Origin of the sequence: Pseudomonas sp. C9-3 (genome assembly GCF_032392015.1) — a bacterium.
GTDB classification, from domain to species: Bacteria; Pseudomonadota; Gammaproteobacteria; order Pseudomonadales; family Pseudomonadaceae; genus Pseudomonas; species Pseudomonas nitroreducens.
In genome coordinates, this window is record NZ_CP135919.1 from 1,899,860 (window position 1) to 1,922,138 (window position 22,279).

The 22,279-nt window shown below is 65.6% G+C and carries 23 protein-coding genes; 3 read left to right on the forward strand and 20 right to left on the reverse strand.

Translation table 11 applies throughout. The features are described from left to right. Positions 1–27: 27 nt before the first annotated feature. The gene (locus RS899_RS08625) at positions 28–1,281 is read right to left on the reverse strand and encodes a sugar MFS transporter (RefSeq protein ID WP_233298831.1); all 1,254 of its coding nucleotides are present in this window, start codon (positions 1,279–1,281) and stop codon (positions 28–30) included. Between the two features lie 147 nt (positions 1,282–1,428). Beyond that, positions 1,429–2,295: a pirin family protein gene (locus tag RS899_RS08630; RefSeq protein WP_233298830.1), complete on the reverse strand. Its 867-nt coding sequence runs from the start codon at positions 2,293–2,295 to the stop codon at positions 1,429–1,431. Positions 2,296–2,425: 130 nt separating this feature from the next. On the opposite strand from RS899_RS08630, the gene RS899_RS08635 reads away from it, so the two are divergent. The 3 genes from RS899_RS08635 to RS899_RS08645 all read left to right on the forward strand — a co-directional run bounded on the left by RS899_RS08635 (position 2,426) and on the right by RS899_RS08645 (position 6,550). Further along, positions 2,426–2,899 (forward strand): DUF3859 domain-containing protein, encoded by a 474-nt coding sequence (locus tag RS899_RS08635; protein WP_315809630.1) that lies wholly within the window; start codon positions 2,426–2,428, stop codon positions 2,897–2,899. 305 nt (positions 2,900–3,204) lie between these two features. Next, positions 3,205–5,166 (forward strand): DUF1302 domain-containing protein, encoded by a 1,962-nt coding sequence (locus RS899_RS08640; protein WP_233298829.1) that lies wholly within the window; start codon positions 3,205–3,207, stop codon positions 5,164–5,166. 13 nt (positions 5,167–5,179) lie between these two features. Next, on the forward strand, positions 5,180–6,550 hold the full coding sequence (locus RS899_RS08645) for a DUF1329 domain-containing protein (RefSeq protein ID WP_054909586.1): 1,371 nt from the start codon (positions 5,180–5,182) through the stop codon (positions 6,548–6,550). A gap of 150 nt (positions 6,551–6,700) precedes the next feature. On the opposite strand, the gene hypE is transcribed toward RS899_RS08645, so the two are convergent. The 18 genes from hypE to RS899_RS08735 form a co-directional block, all read right to left on the reverse strand. Continuing rightward, on the reverse strand, positions 6,701–7,735 hold the full coding sequence (gene hypE / locus RS899_RS08650; protein WP_315810415.1) for a hydrogenase expression/formation protein HypE: 1,035 nt from the start codon (positions 7,733–7,735) through the stop codon (positions 6,701–6,703). Between the two features lie 29 nt (positions 7,736–7,764). Then, entirely contained in the window at positions 7,765–8,895 is a 1,131-nt protein-coding gene (gene hypD, locus RS899_RS08655; RefSeq protein WP_315809631.1) for a hydrogenase formation protein HypD, read from the reverse strand. Continuing rightward, on the reverse strand, positions 8,892–9,125 hold the full coding sequence (locus RS899_RS08660) for a HypC/HybG/HupF family hydrogenase formation chaperone (protein ID WP_233298825.1): 234 nt from the start codon (positions 9,123–9,125) through the stop codon (positions 8,892–8,894). The genes hypD and RS899_RS08660 overlap by 4 nt, the downstream gene beginning before the upstream one ends. Next, a complete protein-coding gene (locus tag RS899_RS08665; RefSeq protein WP_315809632.1) occupies positions 9,116–10,288 on the reverse strand; it encodes a carbamoyltransferase HypF in 1,173 nt (390 codons plus the stop codon). Before RS899_RS08665 ends, RS899_RS08660 begins: the two co-directional genes overlap by 10 nt. Next, positions 10,281–11,261: a hydrogenase nickel incorporation protein HypB gene (hypB, locus tag RS899_RS08670; RefSeq protein ID WP_315809633.1), complete on the reverse strand. Its 981-nt coding sequence runs from the start codon at positions 11,259–11,261 to the stop codon at positions 10,281–10,283. The genes RS899_RS08665 and hypB overlap by 8 nt, the downstream gene beginning before the upstream one ends. Positions 11,262–11,282: 21 nt before the next feature. Next, positions 11,283–11,630, reverse strand: a complete 348-nt coding sequence (locus RS899_RS08675; protein WP_054909580.1) for a hydrogenase maturation nickel metallochaperone HypA — start codon at positions 11,628–11,630, stop codon at positions 11,283–11,285. Then, positions 11,623–12,705, reverse strand: a complete 1,083-nt coding sequence (locus tag RS899_RS08680; RefSeq protein ID WP_315809634.1) for a HoxV — start codon at positions 12,703–12,705, stop codon at positions 11,623–11,625. The genes RS899_RS08675 and RS899_RS08680 overlap by 8 nt, the downstream gene beginning before the upstream one ends. Next, positions 12,702–13,178: a [NiFe]-hydrogenase assembly chaperone HybE gene (gene hybE, locus RS899_RS08685; protein ID WP_315809635.1), complete on the reverse strand. Its 477-nt coding sequence runs from the start codon at positions 13,176–13,178 to the stop codon at positions 12,702–12,704. Before hybE ends, RS899_RS08680 begins: the two co-directional genes overlap by 4 nt. Beyond that, on the reverse strand, positions 13,171–13,395 hold the full coding sequence (locus RS899_RS08690; protein ID WP_315809636.1) for a rubredoxin: 225 nt from the start codon (positions 13,393–13,395) through the stop codon (positions 13,171–13,173). The genes hybE and RS899_RS08690 overlap by 8 nt, the downstream gene beginning before the upstream one ends. Further along, entirely contained in the window at positions 13,392–14,273 is an 882-nt protein-coding gene (locus RS899_RS08695) for a hydrogenase expression/formation protein (protein WP_315809637.1), read from the reverse strand. The genes RS899_RS08690 and RS899_RS08695 overlap by 4 nt, the downstream gene beginning before the upstream one ends. Continuing rightward, a complete protein-coding gene (locus tag RS899_RS08700) occupies positions 14,270–14,752 on the reverse strand; it encodes a hydrogenase (protein WP_315809638.1) in 483 nt (160 codons plus the stop codon). Before RS899_RS08700 ends, RS899_RS08695 begins: the two co-directional genes overlap by 4 nt. Next, entirely contained in the window at positions 14,749–15,075 is a 327-nt protein-coding gene (gene hypC / locus RS899_RS08705) for a HypC/HybG/HupF family hydrogenase formation chaperone (RefSeq protein ID WP_315809639.1), read from the reverse strand. The genes RS899_RS08700 and hypC overlap by 4 nt, the downstream gene beginning before the upstream one ends. Before the next feature lies 1 nt (position 15,076). Then, positions 15,077–15,712, reverse strand: coding sequence for a HyaD/HybD family hydrogenase maturation endopeptidase (locus RS899_RS08710; RefSeq protein WP_233298806.1), 636 nt, complete (start codon positions 15,710–15,712; stop codon positions 15,077–15,079). Next, the gene (gene cybH, locus RS899_RS08715; RefSeq protein ID WP_054909573.1) at positions 15,709–16,374 is read right to left on the reverse strand and encodes a Ni/Fe-hydrogenase, b-type cytochrome subunit; all 666 of its coding nucleotides are present in this window, start codon (positions 16,372–16,374) and stop codon (positions 15,709–15,711) included. The genes RS899_RS08710 and cybH overlap by 4 nt, the downstream gene beginning before the upstream one ends. 59 nt (positions 16,375–16,433) lie before the next feature. Beyond that, a complete protein-coding gene (locus RS899_RS08720) occupies positions 16,434–18,290 on the reverse strand; it encodes a nickel-dependent hydrogenase large subunit (RefSeq protein WP_315809640.1) in 1,857 nt (618 codons plus the stop codon). Between the two features lie 23 nt (positions 18,291–18,313). Beyond that, the gene (locus RS899_RS08725) at positions 18,314–19,405 is read right to left on the reverse strand and encodes a hydrogenase small subunit (protein ID WP_315810416.1); all 1,092 of its coding nucleotides are present in this window, start codon (positions 19,403–19,405) and stop codon (positions 18,314–18,316) included. Positions 19,406–19,776: 371 nt separating this feature from the next. Then, positions 19,777–20,805: a HoxN/HupN/NixA family nickel/cobalt transporter gene (locus RS899_RS08730; RefSeq protein ID WP_315809641.1), complete on the reverse strand. Its 1,029-nt coding sequence runs from the start codon at positions 20,803–20,805 to the stop codon at positions 19,777–19,779. A 155-nt stretch (positions 20,806–20,960) separates the two neighbouring features. Further along, positions 20,961–22,277 (reverse strand): sensor histidine kinase, encoded by a 1,317-nt coding sequence (locus RS899_RS08735; RefSeq protein WP_315809642.1) that lies wholly within the window; start codon positions 22,275–22,277, stop codon positions 20,961–20,963. Positions 22,278–22,279: the final 2 nt, after the last annotated feature.

Here is a 22,279-nt window from a genome sequence, read left to right on the forward strand (position 1 = left end):
ACACCAGGCGCCCCTCGGAGGTCAGCGTCAGGCGCTGGCGGCCTGAGCCCTGGCAGACTGGTCGGCACGATAACCGCGTGCGCCGAACCAGATGATGTACAGGTAGCACACCAGCGGGACTGCGAAGGAGGGCAGCAGGCCGATGCGGTCGGCGAAGAAGGCCTGCACCAGCGGCATCACCGCGCCGCCGACGATGGCCATGCAGAGCAGGCCGGAACCTTTGCTGGTGAGGTTGCCCAGGCCCTCCAGGGCGAGAGAGAAGATGGTCGGGAACATGATCGAGTTGAACAGGCCGATCAGGATCAGCGCCCACATCGCCACGTGCCCGCCCAGGGTCAGCGCTATGCCGATCAGCACCGCGATGGCCACGGCGTTGAAGGCCAGCAGGCGATTCGGCGCGATGGTGCGCATCAGGGCGCTACCGATGAAGCGACCGACCATGGCGCCACCCCAGTAGAACGACAGGTACTTGCCGGCCTGCTCCGCCGGCAGCCCGGCGATGTCCGGCTGGCCCATCAGGCTCACCAGGTAGCTGCCGATGGAGACTTCGGCGCCGACGTAGCAGAAGATCGCGATCACCCCGAAAATCAGGTGGCGGTGGGCGAAGATCGACTGGCGGCCTGCCACGCCATCGGTCGGTTCGCCGTGGTGGATCTTCGGCAGGCGGAACAGGGCGATCAGCACGGCGATGGCGAACAGCAACCCGGCCAGCACCAGGTAGGGCGTCTTCACCGAGTCGGCTTCACTGGCGGCGGAGCCGCCGATCTGCGAAGCGGCACCGGCACCGATGGCGAGGATGGTCACCGAGCCCACCAGCGGGCCGACCGTGGTGCCCAGGGAGTTGAATGCCTGGGTCAGGTTCAGCCGGCTGGCCGCGGTGGCGGCGGGGCCGAGCACATTCACGTAGGGGTTGGCCGCGACCTGCAGCAGGGTGATGCCCGAGGCGAGGATGAACAGCGCGGCGAGGAAGAACGGGTAGGACTGCGAGCCGGCCGCCGGGTAGAACAGCAGGCAGCCGATGCCGGCGGTGGCCAGGCCGACGATGATCCCGCTCTTGTAGCCGACCTTCTCCACCAGCCGCCCGGCGGGGAAGGACATGATGAAGTAGGCGCCGAAGAAGCAGAACTGCACCAGCGAGGCCTCCACGTAGGACAGCGTGAAGACGGCCTTGAGGTGCGGCACGAGGATGTCGTTCAGCGAAGTGATCAGGCCCCACATGAAGAACAGCAGGGTCAGCACGGTGAGGGCGCTGGTGTGGCGTTGGGCGGTCGACTGGTCCATCACGGACTCCTCGGGCGAGAAGTGGCGGGCTTGCCGGTGGCAAGGGTTCAGGGCGCGCGATGCTACGGCAGGCCGTCGCGCGAGTCCTCAAGCATTCGTCGGTGTTCGACAGCGCGGCGGCGATTTCCGATCGGTTTCTCTATATGGCTAGCGCGGCAACTCGATGCGTTCCTGCTCACCTGGCACCGTTGGCCAGTCGTGGGCGGCCCAACGGGCACGAGCGCTGTCGATCAGCGCCGGGTCGCTGGCGACGAAGTTCCAGTTCATCCGCCGCGGGCCATCCAGCGGCTCGCCGCCGATGATCACGGCATGGCAGTCGCCGCAGGCACTGAGGGTGAAGGTTTCACCTTCGGGCAGCACCACCAGCTCGTGCGGTGACACGGGCTCGTTGTCCAGGAGGGCCTCTCCCTCGATGAGGTAGAGCGCCCGTTCGGGGTGTTCGTCGGGTATCACCAGGGTCGCGCCAGCACTGAGTTGCAGGTCGGCGTAAAGCGTTCTGGAGCGCACAGGCACCGGTGACTCGAGGCAGAAGCCGGTGCCGGCGATCATGCGGATGCGCACGCCCAGGTGATCGCTTTCCGGCAGGCTGGCGCTGGCGTGGTGGCTGTAGCTGGGCTCGCAACCTTCGAGCTCGCGCGGCAGAGCCAGCCAGACCTGCAGGCCGTGCAGGCGCGAGCCGCTGTGCAGCAGGTCGGCGGGGGTTCGCTCGACGTGGGCGACGCCGCGGCCGGCGGTCATCCAGCTGACGTCGCCGGGCAGTACCCGCTGGTCCGAGCCGAGGCTGTCCTTGTGCTGCACCTGGCCCTCGAACAGGTAGGTGAGGGTGGACAGGCCGATGTGCGGGTGCTGGCGGATGTCCATGCCATGCTCGGGCGCAAAGCTGCTTTCGAGCATGTGGTCGAAGAACACGAAGGGGCCGATGCTGCGCCGCTGTGCGGACGGCAGGGGCCGCAGGATGGGCACGCCCTCGACGTCTTCGGCGCGCGGGCGGATGGCTAGCAGGCTGTCGCTCATGATGGTGTCCAGTGGTCCGATCCACGCATGATAGACGCTTGGCGCCGTGCCGACCCGCGAGGCGTCAAGCTGTCATCAGGCTGTCACGGCGATGTCATAGCCTCGCGCGGACCCCAACAAGGAGCGCGACATGCCCATTTCCCGCCTGCCAGCAGTCCTGGCTCTCTCCCTGGCTTCCGCTTTCGCATCCACGGCCTTTGCCGAGGTGCGCGTCAACGGCCCGGTCGAGTACGGCGTCTTCGTCAGCAACTACAAGGATTACCAGCCGGGCGAGCGCGTGCTGACGCGCAGCGAGCAGGAGCTCGAGTCCACCACCCGCGTGCCGGCCAAGCTGGGCACCAAGTTCGGCCTGCGCTACCAGCTCAGTGGCAAGGTCGAGGGCGATACTCCGCTGACGCTGCTGTACTTCACCCCCGGTGTGGTCAGCCCCGATGGCCAGCGCCACGACAAGTTCGAAGTGGTGCAGAAGCTGGTCGTGGGCGCGCCCACCGACGTGATGGCCTACCAGTTCACCGAGAACCACGAGGTGGTGCAGGGCCAGTGGCGCTTCATAGTGTTCCAGGGCGATCGCCTGCTGGCAGAAAAGACCTTCACCGTCGAGTAGGTCACGCTGTAAGAAAAAGCCCGGCCATGTGCCGGGCTTTTCTTTTCCTGTTGAAAGAGATGGATTACATCCTTTCCATTGGCAGAGGGGAAACAGTTTGTTACTTTGCCTGCACGATAGTCCCAACTCCAGCGTGCAAGCAGAAGAGGAGAGGGGGCCATGGCGCCCGCAAGCGCTCTGGCAGGAGTGTTACTGCACGTTGGCCCGGTTTTGTCCGAGGCTGGCGGCAGCCGAGAAACGAATAAGAACAGCGCCGGCCGCAATGACCGGGGCGATAAATCTTGGCCATGGAGGTAATGCTGTCTATGAACAGTCGATTGGGTGCGCGCTCGTCCATTTTCTGGGCGCCGCGGCGGGCGGGGGCGGTGATGGGACTCTTGCCGCTGTTGGTGGCGGGCTCGGCCCAGGCCCTGGAGTTCAAGCTGGCCGACAACGAGATCACCGGTTCGCTGGACAGTACGCTGTCCTACGGCGCCATGTGGCGCGTGCAGGGCCGCGACAAGAGCAACATCAGCGACATCAACGCCGACGACGGCAACCGCAACTTCGATACCGGCCTGGTTTCCCAGGTCTTCAAACTGACTTCCGACCTCTCGGCCAAGTACCAGAACTATGGCCTGTTCATGCGTGGCACCGCGTATTACGACACGCAGATCATGGACAAGCGCAACGACTACTATGACACCACCAATGGCGTGGAGCGTCCCAGTCAGTCGTACCCGCAGGACGACCACTTCACCGACGACACCCGCCATATCGCCGGCCGCAAGGCCGAGCTGCTGGATGCCTACCTGTCCGGTAGCTGGGATGTCGACGAGCACCCGCTGACCGGCCGCGTCGGCCGCCAGGTACTGAACTGGGGCGAGGGCGTGTTCTACCGTGGCGGGGTCAACACCATCAACCCGGTCGACGCCGCACGCTTCCACCTGCCGGGTTCCGAACTCAAGGAAGTGCTGGTGCCGGTGGAGGCCCTGAGCTTCAACCTCGGCCTGACCGACGACCTGTCCATGGAAGCCTTCTACCAGTGGAAGTGGAAGGAAACCCGCCTCGACTCGGTCGGTACCTACTTCTCCGATACCGACCTGTTCAGCGATGGTGGCGAAACCGCCTACACCACCGAAACCGACCCGCTTATCAAGGAGCTGCTGGCCGGCTACCCGACGGTCGCCTCCCTCGGCCTGCTGGGCAACGGCCCGCACGGGCCGAACGCCTTCCTCGATCCGAACACCGGCACCTTCAAGGTGGCCAACATCGGCAAGGACATCGAGGCGCGCGACAACGGTCAGTTCGGCGTGGCGTTCCGCTACATCGCCGAGGAGCTCAACTCCACCGAGTTCGGCTTCTACTTCGTCAACTACCACGCCAAGGAGCCGCAGGTCGCGGTCGATCTGCGCAACTACCAGGGTGTTGATGTCGACGCGTTGAACAGTCTGCTCGGCCCGCTGGGCCTGGGCGAGGCCGTACCGGGCCTGGCCACGCTGGACATGGCGAGCAACGCCGAAGCCCGCCGTGACTATGTCGAAGACATCCGCATGTACGGCTTCAGCTTCAACACCACCCTGGGCGATGCCTCGGTATCCGGCGAGATCGCCTACCGGCCGAACATGCCCATCAGCATTTCCGCCACCGACGACCTGCTCGGCGACCTGCTGACCCAGGGCGTGCTGGGCCAGACCAACCTCTACGACGGCAACGTCGCGGCCGGCCAGGCCTGCGCCGAAGTGGCGGGCAAGCAGCTGTGCCGCGGCAGCCTGTTCGAGAACTATGAACGCGCCGAGACCTACAACATCTCGCTGTCGACCATCTACAACTTCGGCCCACACCTGACCTTCGACTCCATGACCGGCGTGGCGGAGCTCGCCTCCGAGCACATCCGTGGCAGCAGCCTGAAGTACACCGCCTGGGACGGCACCGAGCGCAAGTTCGTCGGTGCCCAGGACAAGGCCTACGTCGGCGGCAACGACGACGACGTGCAGATCAGCCGCGACAGCTATGGCTACACCCTGCTGCTCACCGGTAGCTGGAACGACGTCTACGCTGGGGTGAAGCTTTCGCCCTACGTCGTCTACCAGGACGACTTCAGCGGCAACTCCGATCGCACCGGCAACTTCATCGAGGGACGCAAGGCCTACACCCTCGGCATCGACGCCAGCTACCTGAACACCTTCGAGGTCGGCACCCAGTACACCAACTACTACGGCGCCGGCTCCAGCAACTCCATGCGCGACCGCGACAACGTCTCGATCACCGCGAAATACTCGTTCTGATCCGGAGAGGACCATGTACAAGAAGAGTTCCCTGATCGTCCTTGCCACGCTGACGGCCCTCGCCGTCACCGATGCGCGTGCTGCCGTCTCGGCCGACCAGGCCGCCCAGCTGAAGAGCAGCCTGACGCCCATGGGCGCGGAGAAGGCCGGCAACGCCGCTGGCAGCATTCCCGCCTGGAGCGGTGGCCTGACCTCGGCACCCGCCGGCTACAAGGGGCCGGGCTCGCACCACGTCGATCCCTTCGCTGGCGAGAAGCCCAAGTTCGTCATCACCAAGGCCAACCTTGACCAGTACAAGGCCAACCTGACCGCGGGGCAGATCGCGCTGTTCAACGCCTACCCGGACACCTACCAGATGCCGGTCTACGAGACCCACCGCACCGGCTCGGCGCCGCAGTGGGTCTACGACAACATCTACAAGAACGCGACCAGCGCCAAGCTGGTGGAAGGCGGCAACGGTTTCTCCGACGCGTACGGCGGCGTGCCGTTCCCGATTCCGCAGAGCGGCGTGGAAGCGGTGTGGAACCACATCGCCCGCTACCGTGGCACCTACATCGTGCGGCGCTCGTCCCAGGCTGGCGTGCAGCGCAATGGCGCCTACTCGCTGGTGACCTCCCAGGACGAGGCGCTGTTCCGCTTCTACGACCCCAAGGGCAGTTACGACAAGCTCGGCAACACGCTGTTCTACTACATGACCTTCACCACCGCGCCGGCTCGCCTGGCCGGTAACGGCGCACTGGTCCAGGAGACCCTTGACCAAGTCAAGGAACCGCGCCAGGCATGGGGCTACAACCCTGGCCAGCGCCGCGTGCGCCGCGCTCCGACGCTGGCCTACGACACCCCCATCGAAGACTCCGATGGCCTGCGCACCGCCGACGATACCGACATGTACAACGGCGCGCCGGACCGCTACGACTGGACCCTGGTGGGCAAGAAGGAAATCTACATCCCCTACAACAACTACCAGATCACCAGTCCGGAGGTTAAGTACAAGGACCTGCTCACCGCGGGCCACGTCAATCCCAAGTACACCCGCTACGAACTGCACCGCGTATGGGTAGTGGACGGCAAGCTGAAGCCTGGCGCGCGGCACATCTACTCGCGCCGCACCCTCTACCTCGACGAGGACAGCTGGGGCGCTGCCGTAGTGGACCAGTACGACGGCCGCGGCGAGCTGTGGCGCGTGTCGCTGGCCTACCTGAAGAGCTTCTACGAGCAGCCGATGGTGTGGACCGCCCTGGACACCTTCCATGACCTCCAGGCCCACCGCTACAGCATCCAGTGGCTGGACAACGAGGAGCCTGGCACCGCCGACTTCAGCCAGCCGGCCCCGGACGACTCCAACTTCAGCCCCTCCGCGCTGCGTCGCAAGGCATCGCGCTAAGCGCGCAAACGACAAAGGCCCCGCAAGGGGCCTTTTGTTTTGGAAGCCTGTATCCGAGGACTTCCGCTTCCTGTCCTGCTTCCTGCCGAGGGCGCCCCAAAAGCGGGGCCGTTCCAGCGGGTGCGCCAGGCTGAGGTGGTGCCGCTTTCGCTAGCAGATCCGTGGCAGCTGCTCACCCGCCAGCCAGTCGACGATGCGTCGGCCACCGAAGCGGGTCTGCATCTGCACGAAGCCGTGGCTGTCCTCGATGACGCTGCCGATCCGCGCCGCCTGTGCGCCCAGCGGATGGGCGTGCATCACTTGCAGCAGGGTGTCGGCGTCGCGCGCGTCGCAGATCGCCACCAGCTTGCCTTCGTTGGCGACGTACAGCGGATCGAGCCCGAGCAATTCGCAGGCGGCCTCCACCTGCGGCTGCACCGGGATGGCGGCTTCATCGAGGAGCATGCCCACGTCGGATTGGCCGGCGATCTCGTTGAGCGTCGTCGCCAGCCCGCCGCGAGTGGGGTCGCGCAATACGCGTACGCCCGGTACGGCTTCCAGCATGTCCGTCACCAGGCCGTGCAGGGCGGCGCTGTCGGACCGTATCTGTGTCTCGAACTCCAGGGATTCGCGCTGCGAGAGGATCGCCACACCGTGCTCGCCGATGCAGCCGGATACGAGGATCACATCGCCGGGGCGCGCGCGGTTGCCGCTGGTATCGATGCCGGCGGCCACCACGCCGACCCCGGTGGTGCTGATGAACACTCCATCGCCCTTGCCACGCTCGACCACCTTGGTATCGCCAGTGACGATGGCGACGCCGGCCTCCTGCGCAGCGCGCCCCATGGAGTCGGCAATGCGCTTGAGGTCGGCAAGCGGGAAGCCTTCCTCGAGGATGAAACTGGCCGACAGGTACAGCGGCCGGGCGCCACTCATGGCCACGTCGTTCAGCGTGCCGTGCACCGACAGGCTGCCGATGTCGCCTCCGGGGAAGAACAGCGGCGAGATCACGTGGGCATCGGTGGCCATCACCAGCCGCTCACCCGCGCCCAACACCGTAGCCAGTGTCGCCCCATCGTTGCCCTGGCGGAGCCAGGGATTGTCGAAGGCGCGCAGGAAGACTTCCTCGATCAGTTGCGCCGAGGCGCGGCCACCTGAGCCGTGGGCCATCTCGATGCGGCCGTCGCGCAGGTTCAGTGGGCGCACGTAGCCGCGCTTCACGGGGGAGGGGGTAGTCATAGGCTGATTGCCTCGATGTCCTTGTAGCGCCCATAGGCATAGTGCGCCGCGCAGGCGCCTTCATTGGAAACCATGCACGAGCCGATCGGGTTCTCCGGCGTGCAGACGGTGCCGAACAGGCGGCAGTCGGTGGGGCGTTTCTGCCCGCGCAGGATTGGCCCGCACTCGCAGGCCTTGTGGTCCGATACCGACTGGTAGCGCAATGCGAAGCGTGCTTCGGCGTCATGGCGGGCAAAGGCCGGACGGATGCGCCGCGCGCTGGCTTGCATTTCGCCCAGGCCGCGCCATTCGAAGCAGTCACGCAGCTCGAAAACCTCCTCCATCAGCGCCTGCATTGGCCGGCTGCCTTCGTCGCTGACGGCGCGGATGAATTCGTTCTGCACCTCGGCGCGACCTTCGTTGACCTGCTGCACCAGCATGAGGATCGACTGCAGTACGTCCAGCGGCTCGAAGCCGGCGATCACCACCGGCTTGTGGTAGCGCCGGGCGAAGTCGGCGTAGGCGGCCGCGCCGATGACCACGCTGACGTGGGCCGGCCCGATGAAGCCATCCAGCGGTACCGCTTCGTCAACCGGTGTGTCGAGGATGTGGCTGATGGCCGGCGGCGTGAGTACGTGGCAACAGAGCACACTGAAATTATCCACCCCGCGCCGCGCGGCCTCGCGGATCACCAGGGCGGTGGGCGGCGTGGTGGTCTCGAAGCCGACGGCGAAGAACACCACCTCGCGGCCAGGGTTGGCCTGGGCGATCTTCAGCGCGTCCTGCGGCGAGTAGATCATGCGGATGTCCGCGCCACGCGCCTTGGCGCGCAACAGCGAGAGGCCGTTGGATGCCGGCACGCGCAGGGTGTCGCCATAGCTGCAGAGGATCACCTGTTGCTCCAGGGCCAGGCGGATGGCGAGATCGATGCGCCCGATGGGCAGCACGCAGACCGGGCAGCCGGGGCCGTGGATCATCCGCACATTGGCCGGCAGCAGGTCGCTTATGCCATAGCGGGAGATGGCGTGGGTATGTCCGCCGCAGAACTCCATGAAGCGGTATTCCCGCTCGGGCCGTGCTGCTGCACGGATGCGCTCGGCAATCTGCCGGGCGAGTTCGCCGTCACGGTATTCATCGATGTACTTCATGGCTCCAGCTCCTGGGCCTGGCCAAGCGCCTTGAACATCTCCAGGGTACGCTGTGCTTCCTCCGGGTCGATCAGCCCGAGGGCGTAGCCGACGTGGACAATCACGTAGTCGCCCAGTTGTGCGCCGTCGACCAGCGCCAGCGAGATTTCCTTGCGAATGCCGCCGAGATCGACCAGCGCCTGGTCGTTGTCGCGCAGCTCAACCACGCGGGCGGGGATGGCTAGGCACATGGGGGAATATCCTCCAGCGGCAGCGCCGCCTGACAGGCCTGGTCGGCCCATTGCGCAGCGACCCAGGCCTGGCCCAGGGCCAGGCCTGCATCGCCGCAGGAAACGGTTTGTGCGCTGAATACGTGCCGTCCTTGCCGGGACAGCAAGCTGCTCAATTGTGCACTCAGCAGGCGATTGGCAAAGCAACCGCCCCCCAGCAGCACAGGCAGCTGCATGGGCTGCTGCGCTACCCAGTCGGCCAGGGCGGCCGCGAGGGCCATGTGGAAGAGGGCGGCGCCTTCGTCTGCGCGTCCGTGATCGGCCAGTTCAAACAGCCGCGCCAGCAGCGGCAGCAGGTCCAGCCGTCCGTCATGGCGCAATTGCCAGAGCCCGGTGACGCTGGGTGCTGGGTGCTGGCTCAGGAAGTGGGTGGCGCGCTGTTCCAGGGCGATCGCAGCCTCGGCTTCGAACGCCTGGCGCACACTCAGCCCAAGAATACCGGCGGCGGCGTCGAACCAGCGTCCGGCACCGCTGCTGGTCGGGCAGTTGAGCTGGCGTTCGAGCATCCGGCCCACGGTAGCAGCGGCGGACGCACCCACCAGCGGTGCCAGGCGCATGCCGATCTCCTCGCTGCGCCCGAGCAGGTGCAGCGCGGCAGCCAGCAGGCGCCATGGTTCGCGAGCGGCGATATCGCCTCCCGGCAGGGGCAGCGGCAGCAGCGCGCCGAGGCGGCGCCAGGCTCCGCGGTCGATCCAGAGCAGTTCACCACCCCAGGCGTTGCCGTCGGTGCCCAGGCCCACGCCGTCCAGGGCCAGGCCCAGCGCCGGCCCCTGCAAGCCGTGTTCGGCCTGCAGTGCGGCGATGTGTGCGTGATGGTGCTGTACGCCCAGGGCCTGAATGCCCAGGTGCGCTGCCGTGTCGACCGCCAGCCGGGTGCTGTGGAAGTCAGGATGCAGGTCATGGGCGATGACGCGTGGCATTTCCTCGGCTCGTGCGAGCAATTGCTCCAGTGAGCGTTCCAGTGCCAGGCAGTTGTCCGCGTCAGCGAGGTCGCCGTGCACCGGCGACCAGATGGCCTGGTCCCCTTGTAACAGGCAGGCGCTGTTCTTCAGCCAGGCACCGCAGGCTAGCACCGGTGGCCAGATCGCTGCGTCGGGCAGGTTCTGGATTGTCAGTTCAGTCATGATGGGCCTTGCGTTGCCCCAGCTCGGCTTGCCGCGCAGCAATCCGCGCGGTTGGCTCATCGACATCGCGCGCGCCGCCAAGCAACCAGTCCAGCCACGCCTGCATGCCACTGCCGTCGCGGGCGCTGAGCTGAATCACGCGCAGGCCGGGGTTGACCCGATGGGCGTACTCCAGGCAGCGCTGCACGTCGAAGTCCAGGTGCGGCAGCAAATCAGTCTTGGTCAGCAGCATCAGGCCGGCGGCGGCGAACATGTCCGGGTACTTCAGCGGTTTGTCTTCGCCTTCGGTGACCGAAAGAATCACGACCTTGGCCGCTTCGCCCAGGTCCCACAGGGCCGGGCAGACCAGGTTGCCGACGTTTTCGATGAACAGGATGCCCGCTGGTGCGCGGGGATTGAACGGGCGCAGCGTGCCGGCGTCCAGCCCTCCCGTAGCGGGCGCCAACAGCGATGAGGCATGCCCATGCCCCTGTGCGTGCATGGCATCGTGCAGCGGCAGCCGCGCGTAGGCCTCGGCGACCATCCGCGCATCGAGGTGGCAGCCCTTGCCGGTATTGACCTGGATCGCCGGCACGCCGGTGGCGCGGATGCGTTCGGCGTCGTTGCTGGTCTGCTGGTCACCTTCGATCACCGCCAGCGGCAGCCGCGGGCGTTTCGTCCTCAGGGCGTCGAGGGTGGCGCAAAGCAGGGTGGTCTTGCCTGACCCGGGGCTGGACACCAGATTCAACGCCAGCAGGCCGTGACTATCGAAGCTCTGGCGGTTGCGCGCGGCATGGCGGTCGTTCTCGCCGAGGACGTCCTGCTCGATCTGAATGGTGCGCGACTGGCTCACGCCGGGCAGCGATACACCGGCAGTGCCAAGACCGTAGTGCAGGTCGCCACCGATATCGCCCGGCGCATCGGTACTGGATGCCGGAGCCGGTGAGTGGCTGTGGTGGGAATGGCCGCTGGAGCAGCCGCAGACGACGCACATGGCGTTTCTCCTGTCGCGGGATCAGTGATCCTCGACCTGCAGGTCGAGGATGCGCAATTGGGTGCCGGCATTGGGTTGCAGCCAGAAGCCGCCGCAGTGCGGGCAGGGTGCGCCACGCTGGGCCAGCGGCACATTGATGGCGCAATCCAGGCACCAGGCCTGGCCGTCGGGTTGTTCGATCTCGATCTGCGCACCCTCGAGCAGGCTGCCCGGCGCGATGGCTTGCAGGGCGAAGCGCAGCGCCTCGACTTCCACCCCGGCCAGCCTGCCGGCCTCCAGGCGCAGGCGGCTGACACGCTGGAACGGGTCCTGGCGCGCGGCGTTCTCGACGGCGGCAAGAATGCCTCCGGCCAGACTGACTTCATGCATGGCGCGGCGCTCCTGAACTGTTCGCCAGTTGCTCGGCTGGATGGAGCGCACGGCTCTCCAGGCAGTAGGGAAGGCACGGGTCGAATACCGCCAGTAGCAGCTCTGCCTGACGTGCTGCCATGGCATCGTCGGGCAAGGCCTCCAAGGCACGTGCCAGCGTCCCGCGAGGATGCAGGTTCCACTCGGTGGGTGCCAGTATCCGGTAGTCACATATTTGCCAGCCGGTCGCGGCAGGTTCGAGTTGCAGCAGGTGGATCAGCAGGCCACGGGCGGTTTCGCTCCAGGCCAGCGCCTGGTTCTCGCCCAGCGCCATGCCGCCCATTGCCAGTGGCGCAGAGGGCGTTTGGCTCAGTTCGACGAGATCTGCCAGGCGTGCGCCCAGGCGCAGCCAGGCGTTGTCGTAGCGCTCTGGGTGGGCGTCGCGCTCTCGGGTCCAGGCGCCGGTCTCGCGGGGGGTGCCGCAGAGTTCCGGGTGACGCAGGAAATCCGCCTCGGCGGCCAGGCTACGGCCGATCTCCTGCAGGCTGGTTGGCCCGCTGGGCAATGCGTAAACGGGAAGCACCAGCGCCTCGGCGCGCCGACGGCAATCGTGCAGCAGGCGTGCCAGCGGGTGGCGGCCGCGCAGGCTCCAGTCCAGCAACGCCTGGCGCGGGTCGGTGCGCCAGCTCTGTAACCAGTCCCGGGCCGAGCCGTCGAACCAGCTGTCGATATCTGCTGCCTGCCGGGGCGAAGGCAGTGAATTTTGCGACAGTGGCCCAGCCAGCAGGCGCGGCCACTCCAGCAGGACGTGCCGCAGGTGCTCGCGGATGTTTTCCTCGCGCAGCGCCGCGCGTGCCTGCTCGCTCGGCGCGGCAAGGCCGTGACGGACGGCTTGCAGCGCCATCTCGGCGGTCAGCCGGTGGGCCTGGCCGCACAGGCTGTAGATCAGCGGCAGATGGTGCACTGCCGCTTCCGGCGGTTGTCCGCGCAGTAGCCGTCCTGCCAACGGTGGGCGGCCTCCCAGCAGCGCCGGGTGCTGCGCGGGACGCACGCGCAGCCATCCGGCCAGTTTCGCAACCCCGTTCTCCGCGCTCATCGCGTTGTCCCGGCAAGGCGGCCGAACAGGCTGCGGCGGCTCGGGTTGGCCGGTTGCTCGGGCGGCCGACGGCGTAACAGGGCCAACACCTGCCGTGCGGTATCCCGTGCTTGTTGCTGATCGATGAAATCGAACATCGGCGAGAACAGCGAGCAGCTCTGGTAGTGGCCGAAAAGCTCGTCCTGGGCAGCCATGAAGCTCAAACGCTCGCCGCCCAGCGCATGCTCGCGGATCGCGCCGTTGGCAGCGGCATTCAGGGGCGCGTCGGGCAACCAGATCAGGTTCATGCACCAGGGCGTGATGAGCACGCCAAGCAAGCCGACAGCGTCTGCCGTGTCGAGATGCTGCGGGGCAAACCCGATTGCCTCGACGTCCAGTGCCGGGTTCAGCAGCGGCAGGCCGTGCATACGTGAGTCGGCTATGTCGCGAAAGCGCTGCGCCAGTTCTTCGGCGCGAGCCAGCGGATCACTCATCGAGCACCATGAATTGCTCTGCGTCGCCATCACAGTTGGGGCAGCGCCAGTGGGCGGGCAATTGCGCGAAAGGCGTGCCCGGTGCGATCTGCCATACCGGGTCGCCCTGGGCCGGGTCATAGATCCACCAGCAAATCTTGCACTCCAGGCGCGCATCGGCGGGCAGTCGACTGCGGTCACCCAGGTAGCTGCCTTCGAAGCCTGCACGTTGGTTCATTGGTCGGATCCTGCAAGCTCGCCCTCGAACCACTGGATGACATCCTCGAAGCGCTCCAGCGAGTCGGCAATGTCTTCCGGCGCGGCCATTACCACTTCGGGCAGGTCGGTGACCTCGATGGTGTCGAGGATCAGCGCGTCTTGAGAGTTGAAGTAACGTACGCGCCAGCAGTTGGGTACGCGGGTGTTGCTGATGCGGCAGTTGCCATAGCCGCGCACCAGCATCAGCACGGTGCCTTCACCCAGGCATTGGTCGAGGAACGGCACGTCCTGTTCGGACAGCGGCAGCAGGCTGAGGTTGATGATGTGCGCCGGGCTCCCGGGGAGCCAGTGCAAGGTGCGGTCCTGCAGTTCGGTGAGTATGGCCGGGGCGTTCATCACGCCAGCCGGCAGCGGCGACGCTGGCGCGAGCGCGGCTGTCGAAATGTCGAACTTCGCGGCGCGGCGTAGCAATGCAGGCGCCGCGTCTACGTCGATGTAGTCGAGCCCGGCACCCAACACGCGCCAGACGCCGGCGAAGATCGATTCCTGGATACGTACGCCGTCGGTGCCGCCAATATGCGCGCTGACTTCACCTTCGCCCAGCAGTTGGTCGAGCAAGACGCGGTCGGCCGGGCTATAGGCACGCAGGTCGAGGCTGGGTGGGGTATCTCCGACATGCCGGCTGCGGAGCATGTGGAGGATTTCGCTCAGTACCTGTCGCGCGCCGGGGGCGGCGTCCAGCACCTGCGGCTCGGGAAGTAGCGGCAGCGCATGGGTGTACATGCCTTGCGGCATGTTGATGTATTCGAGGGTGGCGTCGTCCTCGGGTTGTGAGCCGGGGCCGATGTCCATGAGGGGGATGTAGTGGTGTGGGTCCATGGGCGGGGCACCGTTCATTGGCAACCTCCGGAGGCGGGTTGTGCGGTTTCGCTGCGCAGCGGGATCAGCGCATTGCTTTGCTGAAGGGCGCTCTCGGCCAGCTGCAGATAAGCGTCCCAGTCGCGCATGCCGTCGATCTGGGTGACATAACCACCGTCGCGTAGCCAGATGATGCTCGGCCAACGGCGCAGTGCGAAGCGCTCGGCCAGGGCGGCTTCGTCTGCGCGCAGACCGACTCCCAGGCGCGGGTGGCAGTCATGGCGTGCGGCGAGGGTCTTGCACAGCTCAGGCAGTATCACCGCCACGTCCAGGCATTCGGGGTGGCGCACCGGGTCACCACAGAGCAGCAGCAAGGCTTCACCTGGCAGGGCCAGCCAGGCGTCGAGATTGTCCAGGCCGACCCAACTGGCGGCGAAGTCTTCGACCAGCCGGTTGATCAGCGGGGGCACCTTGGGAATAGCGGGCTGGGGCGCCAGCAGGGCGGCAGGGTCGCTCATGGAGACTCCTTGGATGGCGGTTGGCCGAGCAGGCCGGAAAGGTGGTCGGCGCTCATGGCGGAGGGCAGAGCGAAGGCAGCTGGGCCATCCGCACCTTCGCCGAGCAGCGCGGCGTCAAGCAGGGCCAGGGTGGCGTCGATTTCCGCGGCGCGGTCGGGCGACAGGAGCTCGCGAGCCGCGTCAATGAACACCAGTACCCAGTCACCGGTGGCGCATGCGTCGACCAGGGTGGTGTCGATCCAGCGCTGCCGGCCATGACGGTCGCTGCACAGCGCCGCGCCGGGGCGGACGCTGAGGATGTGCATGGGAAGGCCAATGCACATGTCAGCTGCGCCGCGCCAGCACGCGTTCGTCACCGACGCGGCAGGCTTCCTGTTCGCTGGGGCGTTCGCTTTCGTAGCGCTGCAGGTCCAGATGCAGCAGGGTCACTGCTTCGTCTTCGGGCAGCGGAGTGGTGCGCGGGCGTGGTGCTGCGCCCCATTCTTCGAGCACCTGGTGGGCGGCGTCGATGGTCAGCTCCAGCGCGGCCTTCACACACGGGCGCAGGCTACCGCCATAGTCGTCCATGCGTTCTGGCTGACAGCCCATCAGTAGCACGCGCTTCGGGTAGTGGCCGGTGAGTTGGGCGAGCATCAGCACTTCCTGGAAACCGGTCTGGTGCAGGCTGAGCTTCTTCACGCCGAGAAAGCGCGGTACATCCTCATCAGCGACAAACTTCAGGGTGCCAGGCGCCATGTTGTAGTCCACGGCGTCGAAGATCAGCAGGTAGTCAGCCTGCTGCACGTGCTGGATCAGGTACAGGCCCTGGGTGCCGCCATCGATCAGGGTGACGTTGTCGGCGAACTCGTAACGTTGCTGCAGGGCTTCGACACAGCGCACGCCGAAGCCTTCGTCAGCCCACAACAGGTTGCCAATGCCGAGCACGGTGATACGTGGCGCGGGGGAGGGAGTTGCAGTCATTTTTTCAGGCTCTTGTAGCCGGTGATGATGCTGCCGATCAGGTTCAGGCGACCGTAGATCTCCTCGCGCACCGCTGCATACACATGCGCCACGATGAAGATGATCATCAGCCACATGCCCAGGTGGTGAAGGGTGCGCACATTGCTGGAACCGCCCAGCAGCGGCAGCATCCAGCCGAACAGGCTTTCCTGCCAGGAGCCCATCTGTGTGCCTTCGCCATACAGGGCAAAGCCGCTCAGCAACATGAACAGCGACGTGAGCAGGAAGATGAACACCATGGCGAAACGCGACAGTGGGTTGTGGCCGAAGATCGGTTTCGGCACCGGCCCCATAGCAAGGTAATAGCGCACCCAGATACTGAAGCTGCGCCAGTAGGCCTTGCTGGTGAGCGGAACCCAGAACAGCTCGCGGGCATGGTGGTTGCCGACCAGAGCCCAGTAGGCGCGGCCGATCATGCCGACGGCGAACAGGTAGGCCGCAGCAAAATGGGCGAAGCGGATATAGCCCATCAGGAAGTTGGCGCTGGCTTCTCCCGGCTGGGTCGGCAGTGGCGAACCGATGAAGTAGCCGGTTACCGCCAGCACCAGGATGCAGCTGGCGTTGATCCAGTGCCACAGGCGCACGGGCGCTTCGTAGACGTACTCAGTGTGATGCTCGGACATGTCGTCACCTCAAGTGCGCCGGGCGCGCGAACGCACCCGGCGGCGGGCTGCTGGGTGGCTCAACGCACGGTGACCGTGCTCAGTTCGACGCCATCCTCGCTCATCACGTGGGTTGCGCAGGCCATGCAGGGGTCGAAGGAGTGCAGCGTGCGAAGAATTTCCACGGGTTGGTCGGCTACCGCGACCGGGGTGTTCAGCAGCGCCGCTTCGAAGGCGCCGATCTGCCCCTTGCTGTCGCGCGGGCTGCTGTTCCAGGTGCTGGGTACCACGCACTGGTAGTTCTCGATGCGCCCGTCCTTGATGCGAATCCAGTGGCCGAGCGCACCGCGCGGAGCGGCGACGCTGCCCACGCCCTTGGCCTCGGCAGGCCAGGTCTTTGGGTCCCACTTCTCGACGTTGGCGGTGGCGCGGTCACCGTTGCGGATGTTGCCCATCAGCTCGTTCCAGTCGTCGACCATCATCTCCGCGCAGTATTCCGCTTCCAGCGCGCGGGCCAGGGTGCGGCCGATGGTGCTGGGTAGCAGTTGCTTGGCGCTGTAGTCGGTTTCGCTCAGGCCCAGGGCGCGAGGCAGGTCGTGGTTGACCGCCTGCAGCGCGTCGTCCAGTTGCTGCTTGACCCGCTGGCCATACGGGTTGCCTTTGAGGGCGTGGGCATAGCCGAGGATGTAGCGGGCAAGCGGGCCGACTTCCATGGCATGGCCTCGCCAGCGCGGTGACTTCACCCAGGAATACTTGGCGCTCTCGTCGATTTCCTCGATCGCCGTGCGACTGCCCTTGGTGGCGCTGCCCAGCTCGTAGTGGGGGTCGGTGATACCGTCCCAGGGGTGCAGGCCCTGGTCGTTGTCCGGGTACTGGTACCAGGAGTGGGTGACGAACTCCTGGACCTGCTCCGGGTCGCGCACGTCCACCGGCAGGATCTCGTCCCAGTTGCCGTTGAGGATGGCGCCACCGGGCAATTGGTTGGTGCTGTCGTCGTAGTTGATCTTGGCGTAGGTGCCGTAATCCATCACGTTGCTGGCCGACAGGCCGCCGCCATGCAGCCAGCCCTGTTGCTTGTACAGGGTGCCGATGGCCAGAACGTCGGGCACGTAGACGTTGCGCACGAATTCCAGCGCCTCGTCGATGCGCGCACGCACGAAGTTCAATCGCTCCATGTTCAGCGGGGCGCCAGCGGCGAGGTCGCCATCGATGTTGATGGCGCAGGGCACGCCGCCCACCAGATAGTTGGGATGAGGGTTCTTGCCGCCGAAGATGGTGTGGATCTTCACCCATTCCTTCTGCAGGTCCAGCGCTTCCAGGTAGTGGGTGACCGCCATCAGATTGGCTTCCGGCGGCAGCTTGTAGGCCGGGTTGCCCCAGTAGCCGTTCATGAACGGCCCGAGTTGGCCGCTCTCGACGAACTTCTTCAGGCGGTTCTGCACGTCGCGGAAATAGCCGGGCGAGGACTTCGGGTTTGCCGGCGAGACCAGTTGCTGCAACGCCGAAGTCGCCTTGGGGTCGGCCTTGAGCGCCGATACCACATCGACCCAGTCCAGCGCATGCAGGTGATAGAAGTGCACGACATGGTCGTGTACCTGCAGGGTCTTGGCCATCATTTCGCGGATCAGGTGGGCGTTGGGCGGAATGCGGATGCCCAGCGCATCCTCTACCGCACGGACCGAGGCCAGGGCGTGGCAGCCGGTGCACACGCCGCAGATACGTTCGACGAAGGCCCAGGCATCGCGCGGGTCGCGCCCCTTGAGAATGACTTCGAGGCCGCGCCACATGGTGCCGGTGGACACGGCATTGCGGATCACGTTATTGGCATCGAGGTTGACCTCGACCCGCAGGTGGCCCTCGATTCGGGTCACCGGGTCGACGACGATGCGCCGGCCGCTGTTGTCCAGATCGAAACCTTGGGTGGAGTAGTTGCTCATGGATCAGGCTTCCTGTACTGCGCTCAGGCGTCTTGCGTGGAGGTGTGCGCCTTGCCATTGCTGGCGCGCTTGATGGCAGAGACCGCTGCGTGGGCGGCGATTGCCGCGCCCACGGTGCCGGCGGCGGCCAGGCCGATCCGGTCGGCGTTGGCTTCCACGCCGAAGGCGTTGATGTCCGTCAGGTGCTGGTAGAACGAGCCCTTGTCCCAGAAACCTTCTTCCGAGCAACCGATGCAGCCGTGGCCGGACTGGATCGGGAAGCTGGTGCCCCCGTTCCAGCGCACCGTGGAGCAGGCGTTGTAGGTGGTCGGGCCCTTGCAGCCGACCTTGTACAGGCAGTAGCCCTTGCGCGCGGAGTCATCGTCCCAGGCCTCGACGAACTGGCCGGCGTCGAAGTTCGGCCGGCGGTAGCACTTGTCGTGAATGCGCTGGCTGTAGAACATTTTCGGCCGCCCCTGGCGATCCAGTTCCGGTATGCGGTCGAACGTCAGCATGTAGGTGATCACCCCGGTCATCACCTCGGCGATGGGCGGGCAGCCCGGTACCTTGATGATCGGCTTGTCGGTGATCACCTTGTGGATCGGTACGGCCTGGGTCGGGTTCGGCTTGGCTGCCTGTACGCACCCCCAACTGGCGCAGGAACCCCAGGAAATGATCGCCTTGGCATCGCGGGAGACGCGTTTGAGCTGCTCGACGAAGGGTTTCCCGCCGATGATGCAGCTCATGCCGTCCTGGTTCAGCGGCGGGTTGCCTTCGACCGCGAGGATGTAGTTGCCCTTGTACTTGGTCATCACCTCATCGAGGATCGCCTCGGCCTGATGCCCGGCGGAGGCCATCAGGGTGTCGTCATAATCCAGCGAGATCATCGACAGCACCACGTCCTTGGCTAGCGGGTGCGCGGAGCGGATGAAGGATTCAGAGCAGCAGGTGCACTCAAGGCCATGCAACCAGAGCACGGGGGTGCGCGGCTTGTTCTCCATGGCCCAGGCGATCTGTGGCATGAAGGCCGGCCCCAGGCCCAGCGACGTGGCTGTCAGCGAGCAGAATTTGATGAAGCTGCGCCGCGAGATGCCTTGCCTGCGCATTACTTCATAGAACGTTTCGGTCACTTGTATTCTCCTCGGCCAGGCTCTTTTTGCTCTTGGGAATGGCATACACCCGCGCTTCTGGCGCGGCGCACGGAACAGCCGCGCCGGACCGGTAGGTCGGCGTGGTGATCGGATCACGGACGGACTCGGCAGCCTGCACACGGTGGTGGCGATCAGCTACGGGGGACGGGGTAGTGCGGTCGAATGACATACCGGAGGCTTTTCAAATCCTGTGCCATTCGGTCGCATGCCTGGTCGTGCGGTTTATCTGGGCCGAAAAGAGCCCCAATGGCAGGGTTCTCCCAGGTTTTGCGCTGATGTACGGCGATGGCTGCGAACGCCAACTGGTCATTCCGTTATCGCTTTGGTGGCTTGGGTGGAAATGTTCTGTTCAGTACTCAGGCCGGCGCCAGGTCGAGGCGGTCGTAGCCCTTGTAGCGGTAGAAGGCCCAGGACAGCAGCCAGGTGATAACGAACAGGCCGATGATCAGGTAGCCGAGCAGGCCGAAGTGCTCGTTCACCTGGGCGATGAAATCCCAGACTCCGCCTTCGAGCCCCAGTTGCTCTGCCAGCAGGTTCAGCGCTTCCATGCCGCCGACCAGCAGCGCTACCAGTACGGATGCCGAGGTGATGGTGAGGTTGTAGTAGAGCTTGCGCGCCGGCCGGACCTGGGCCCAGCGATAGGCCCCGGTCATCAGTACGCTGTCGGCGCTGTCGACCAGCGCCATGCCGGCGGTAAACAGTGCGGGAAATACCAGGATCGAGACCATTGGCAGGTTCTGCGCCGCCTGGCTCGCAGCGATGCCGAGCAGGCCGATTTCCGTGGCGGTATCAAAGCCCAGGCCGAACAGGAACCCCAGCGGGTAGAGGTGCCAGCTGCGTCGGATCAGGCGGAACAGGGGCCGTGCCAGGCGTGCTATCGGCCCGCTGCCGGTGAGCATGCTTTGCAGCTCTGCCTCGCCGACGCGTTCGCCTCGGCAGACGCGGCGGAAGGCGCGATAGACCGAGCGCAGAATGACCAGGTTGATCAGCGCTACCAGCAGCAGGAAGGCTGCCGAAACCGAGGTGCCGATGAGTGTGCCGATACCGTGGAAGGCTTCGAGTTCATCCTGCAGGCTGGCGGCGCTGAGGGCGATCAGCACCGAGGCGAGAATCACCACGCTGCTATGGCCGAGGGAAAAATACAAACCGACGCTTTGCGTGGCCTGGCCTTCCTGAATCAGCTTGCGGGTGGCGTTGTCGATGGCGGCGATATGGTCTGCATCCACCGCATGGCGAAGACCGAAACTGTACGCAAGGACCGCAGTGCCCAGCAGCATCGGGTAGTCGCTGAAAGCGAACAGCGCCCAGGTCCAGGCAAGCAGGTTGACCGTGATCAGGCCGATGAACAGGGTGATGGTCGAACGGGGCGAGGCCGGGCGCGGCATGGGGTCTCCAGCAGTCTTGTATGAAGAGTCGGAAAATGCTCATACAAGCGCTGTGCCAAGCCTTCGTCAGCGTCGGAGTGGGCGTATTGGCGAAGGTGGCTGGTCAGTCGGTTGGCAGTTTGCTCATGAGGGTGGAAAGCAGCTTTGCACCGAACTCAGTCCAGTGCTGGCAGACGTAAACGGAACATCGCGCCCCCCGCGGGATGATTGCCGGCCTCCAGCGAGCCGCCGCAGCGCTCGACGATGCCATAGCTGATTGCCAGTCCCAGACCGGTGCCCTGGCCGGCAGGTTTGGTGGTGAAGAAGGGTTCGAATACCTGGCTGAGGTATTGTTCGGCGATGCCGGGGCCGTTGTCGCGCAGGGTGAGAATGGCCCAGCCCGGTTCGCGCCCCAGGTCGATCCACAGTTGCGGAGGCTCGGCTGCGGCAGCGCGCGCGGCGTCGTAGGCGTTCTGCGTGAGGTTCATCAGCACCTGCAGCAACTGCCCGGCATTGCCGTGGACATGCACGTCGCCAGTCGGCCGCCAATGCACGACCAGATCCGGTGCCGTACCGCGGGTGATCCAGTGAATGGCGCGCTCGATGACGTCGTTGAGTGCAGCTTCGCCGGGATGCCCGCGGTCCAGCGCGGAGAAACGCTTGAGCGCGCTGACAATATCGGCGGTGCGTTGCGCGCCTTCCAGTGTGCCCTCGATCAGTGAGGGCAGGTCGGCCAGCAACGGGTCGATGCGCAGTTGTCGGCGCATGGCATCGCGCTGCTCGGCGGGTGCCTCTTCATGCACCGCGTGCAGGTAGTCCTGCAAGCGGTTTCCATAGCCGCCCAGTACGTGGGCGTTGGCAAGCACGAAGCTGATCGGATTGTTCAGTTCGTGGGCCACGCCGGCTACCAGGCGCCCCAGCGACGCCATCTTCTCGGCGTGCAGCAGTTGCTGCTGGGTGCGCTTGAGCGCTTCGTGGGCTTCGTGCAGTTGGCGGTAGGCGTGCTGCAATTCGCCCAGAGGCCGGCCCACCAGGACATGCCCCAGGCAACGTCCGTGGGCGCCGCTGCGGACTGTGCAACTGAGATCCACCGGCAGCAGCGCACCCTCGGCGCCGAGGAAGTTCACTTCCAGGCGGGCGCTGGCATTGTCGCGGCGCAGGCCGCCGAGCAGAGTGCGAAGGCGCTCCACGCTGGCGTCATCACCGAGCAGCGAGTAGACCGAGCAGCCGAGCAGACGTTGTTCGTCGCCGCCGACCAGTTTACGCAGCGACTGGTTGGACTCCTCGATCAACCCTTGCGGGTCACAGGCCAGGAGGATGTCCGACATCGACGCCAGCATGCTGGCGATGAACTGCTGCGACTGCTCCAGTTCGGCGTTCTTCTGCTCCAGTTCGATCTCGTCCTGAACCAACTGCGAGTAGACCTCGTCCATCTTGCCGATGACTTCCAGCCAGGCATCTTCATCCAGCTGCGATGGTGGTTTGCGGGCCATGG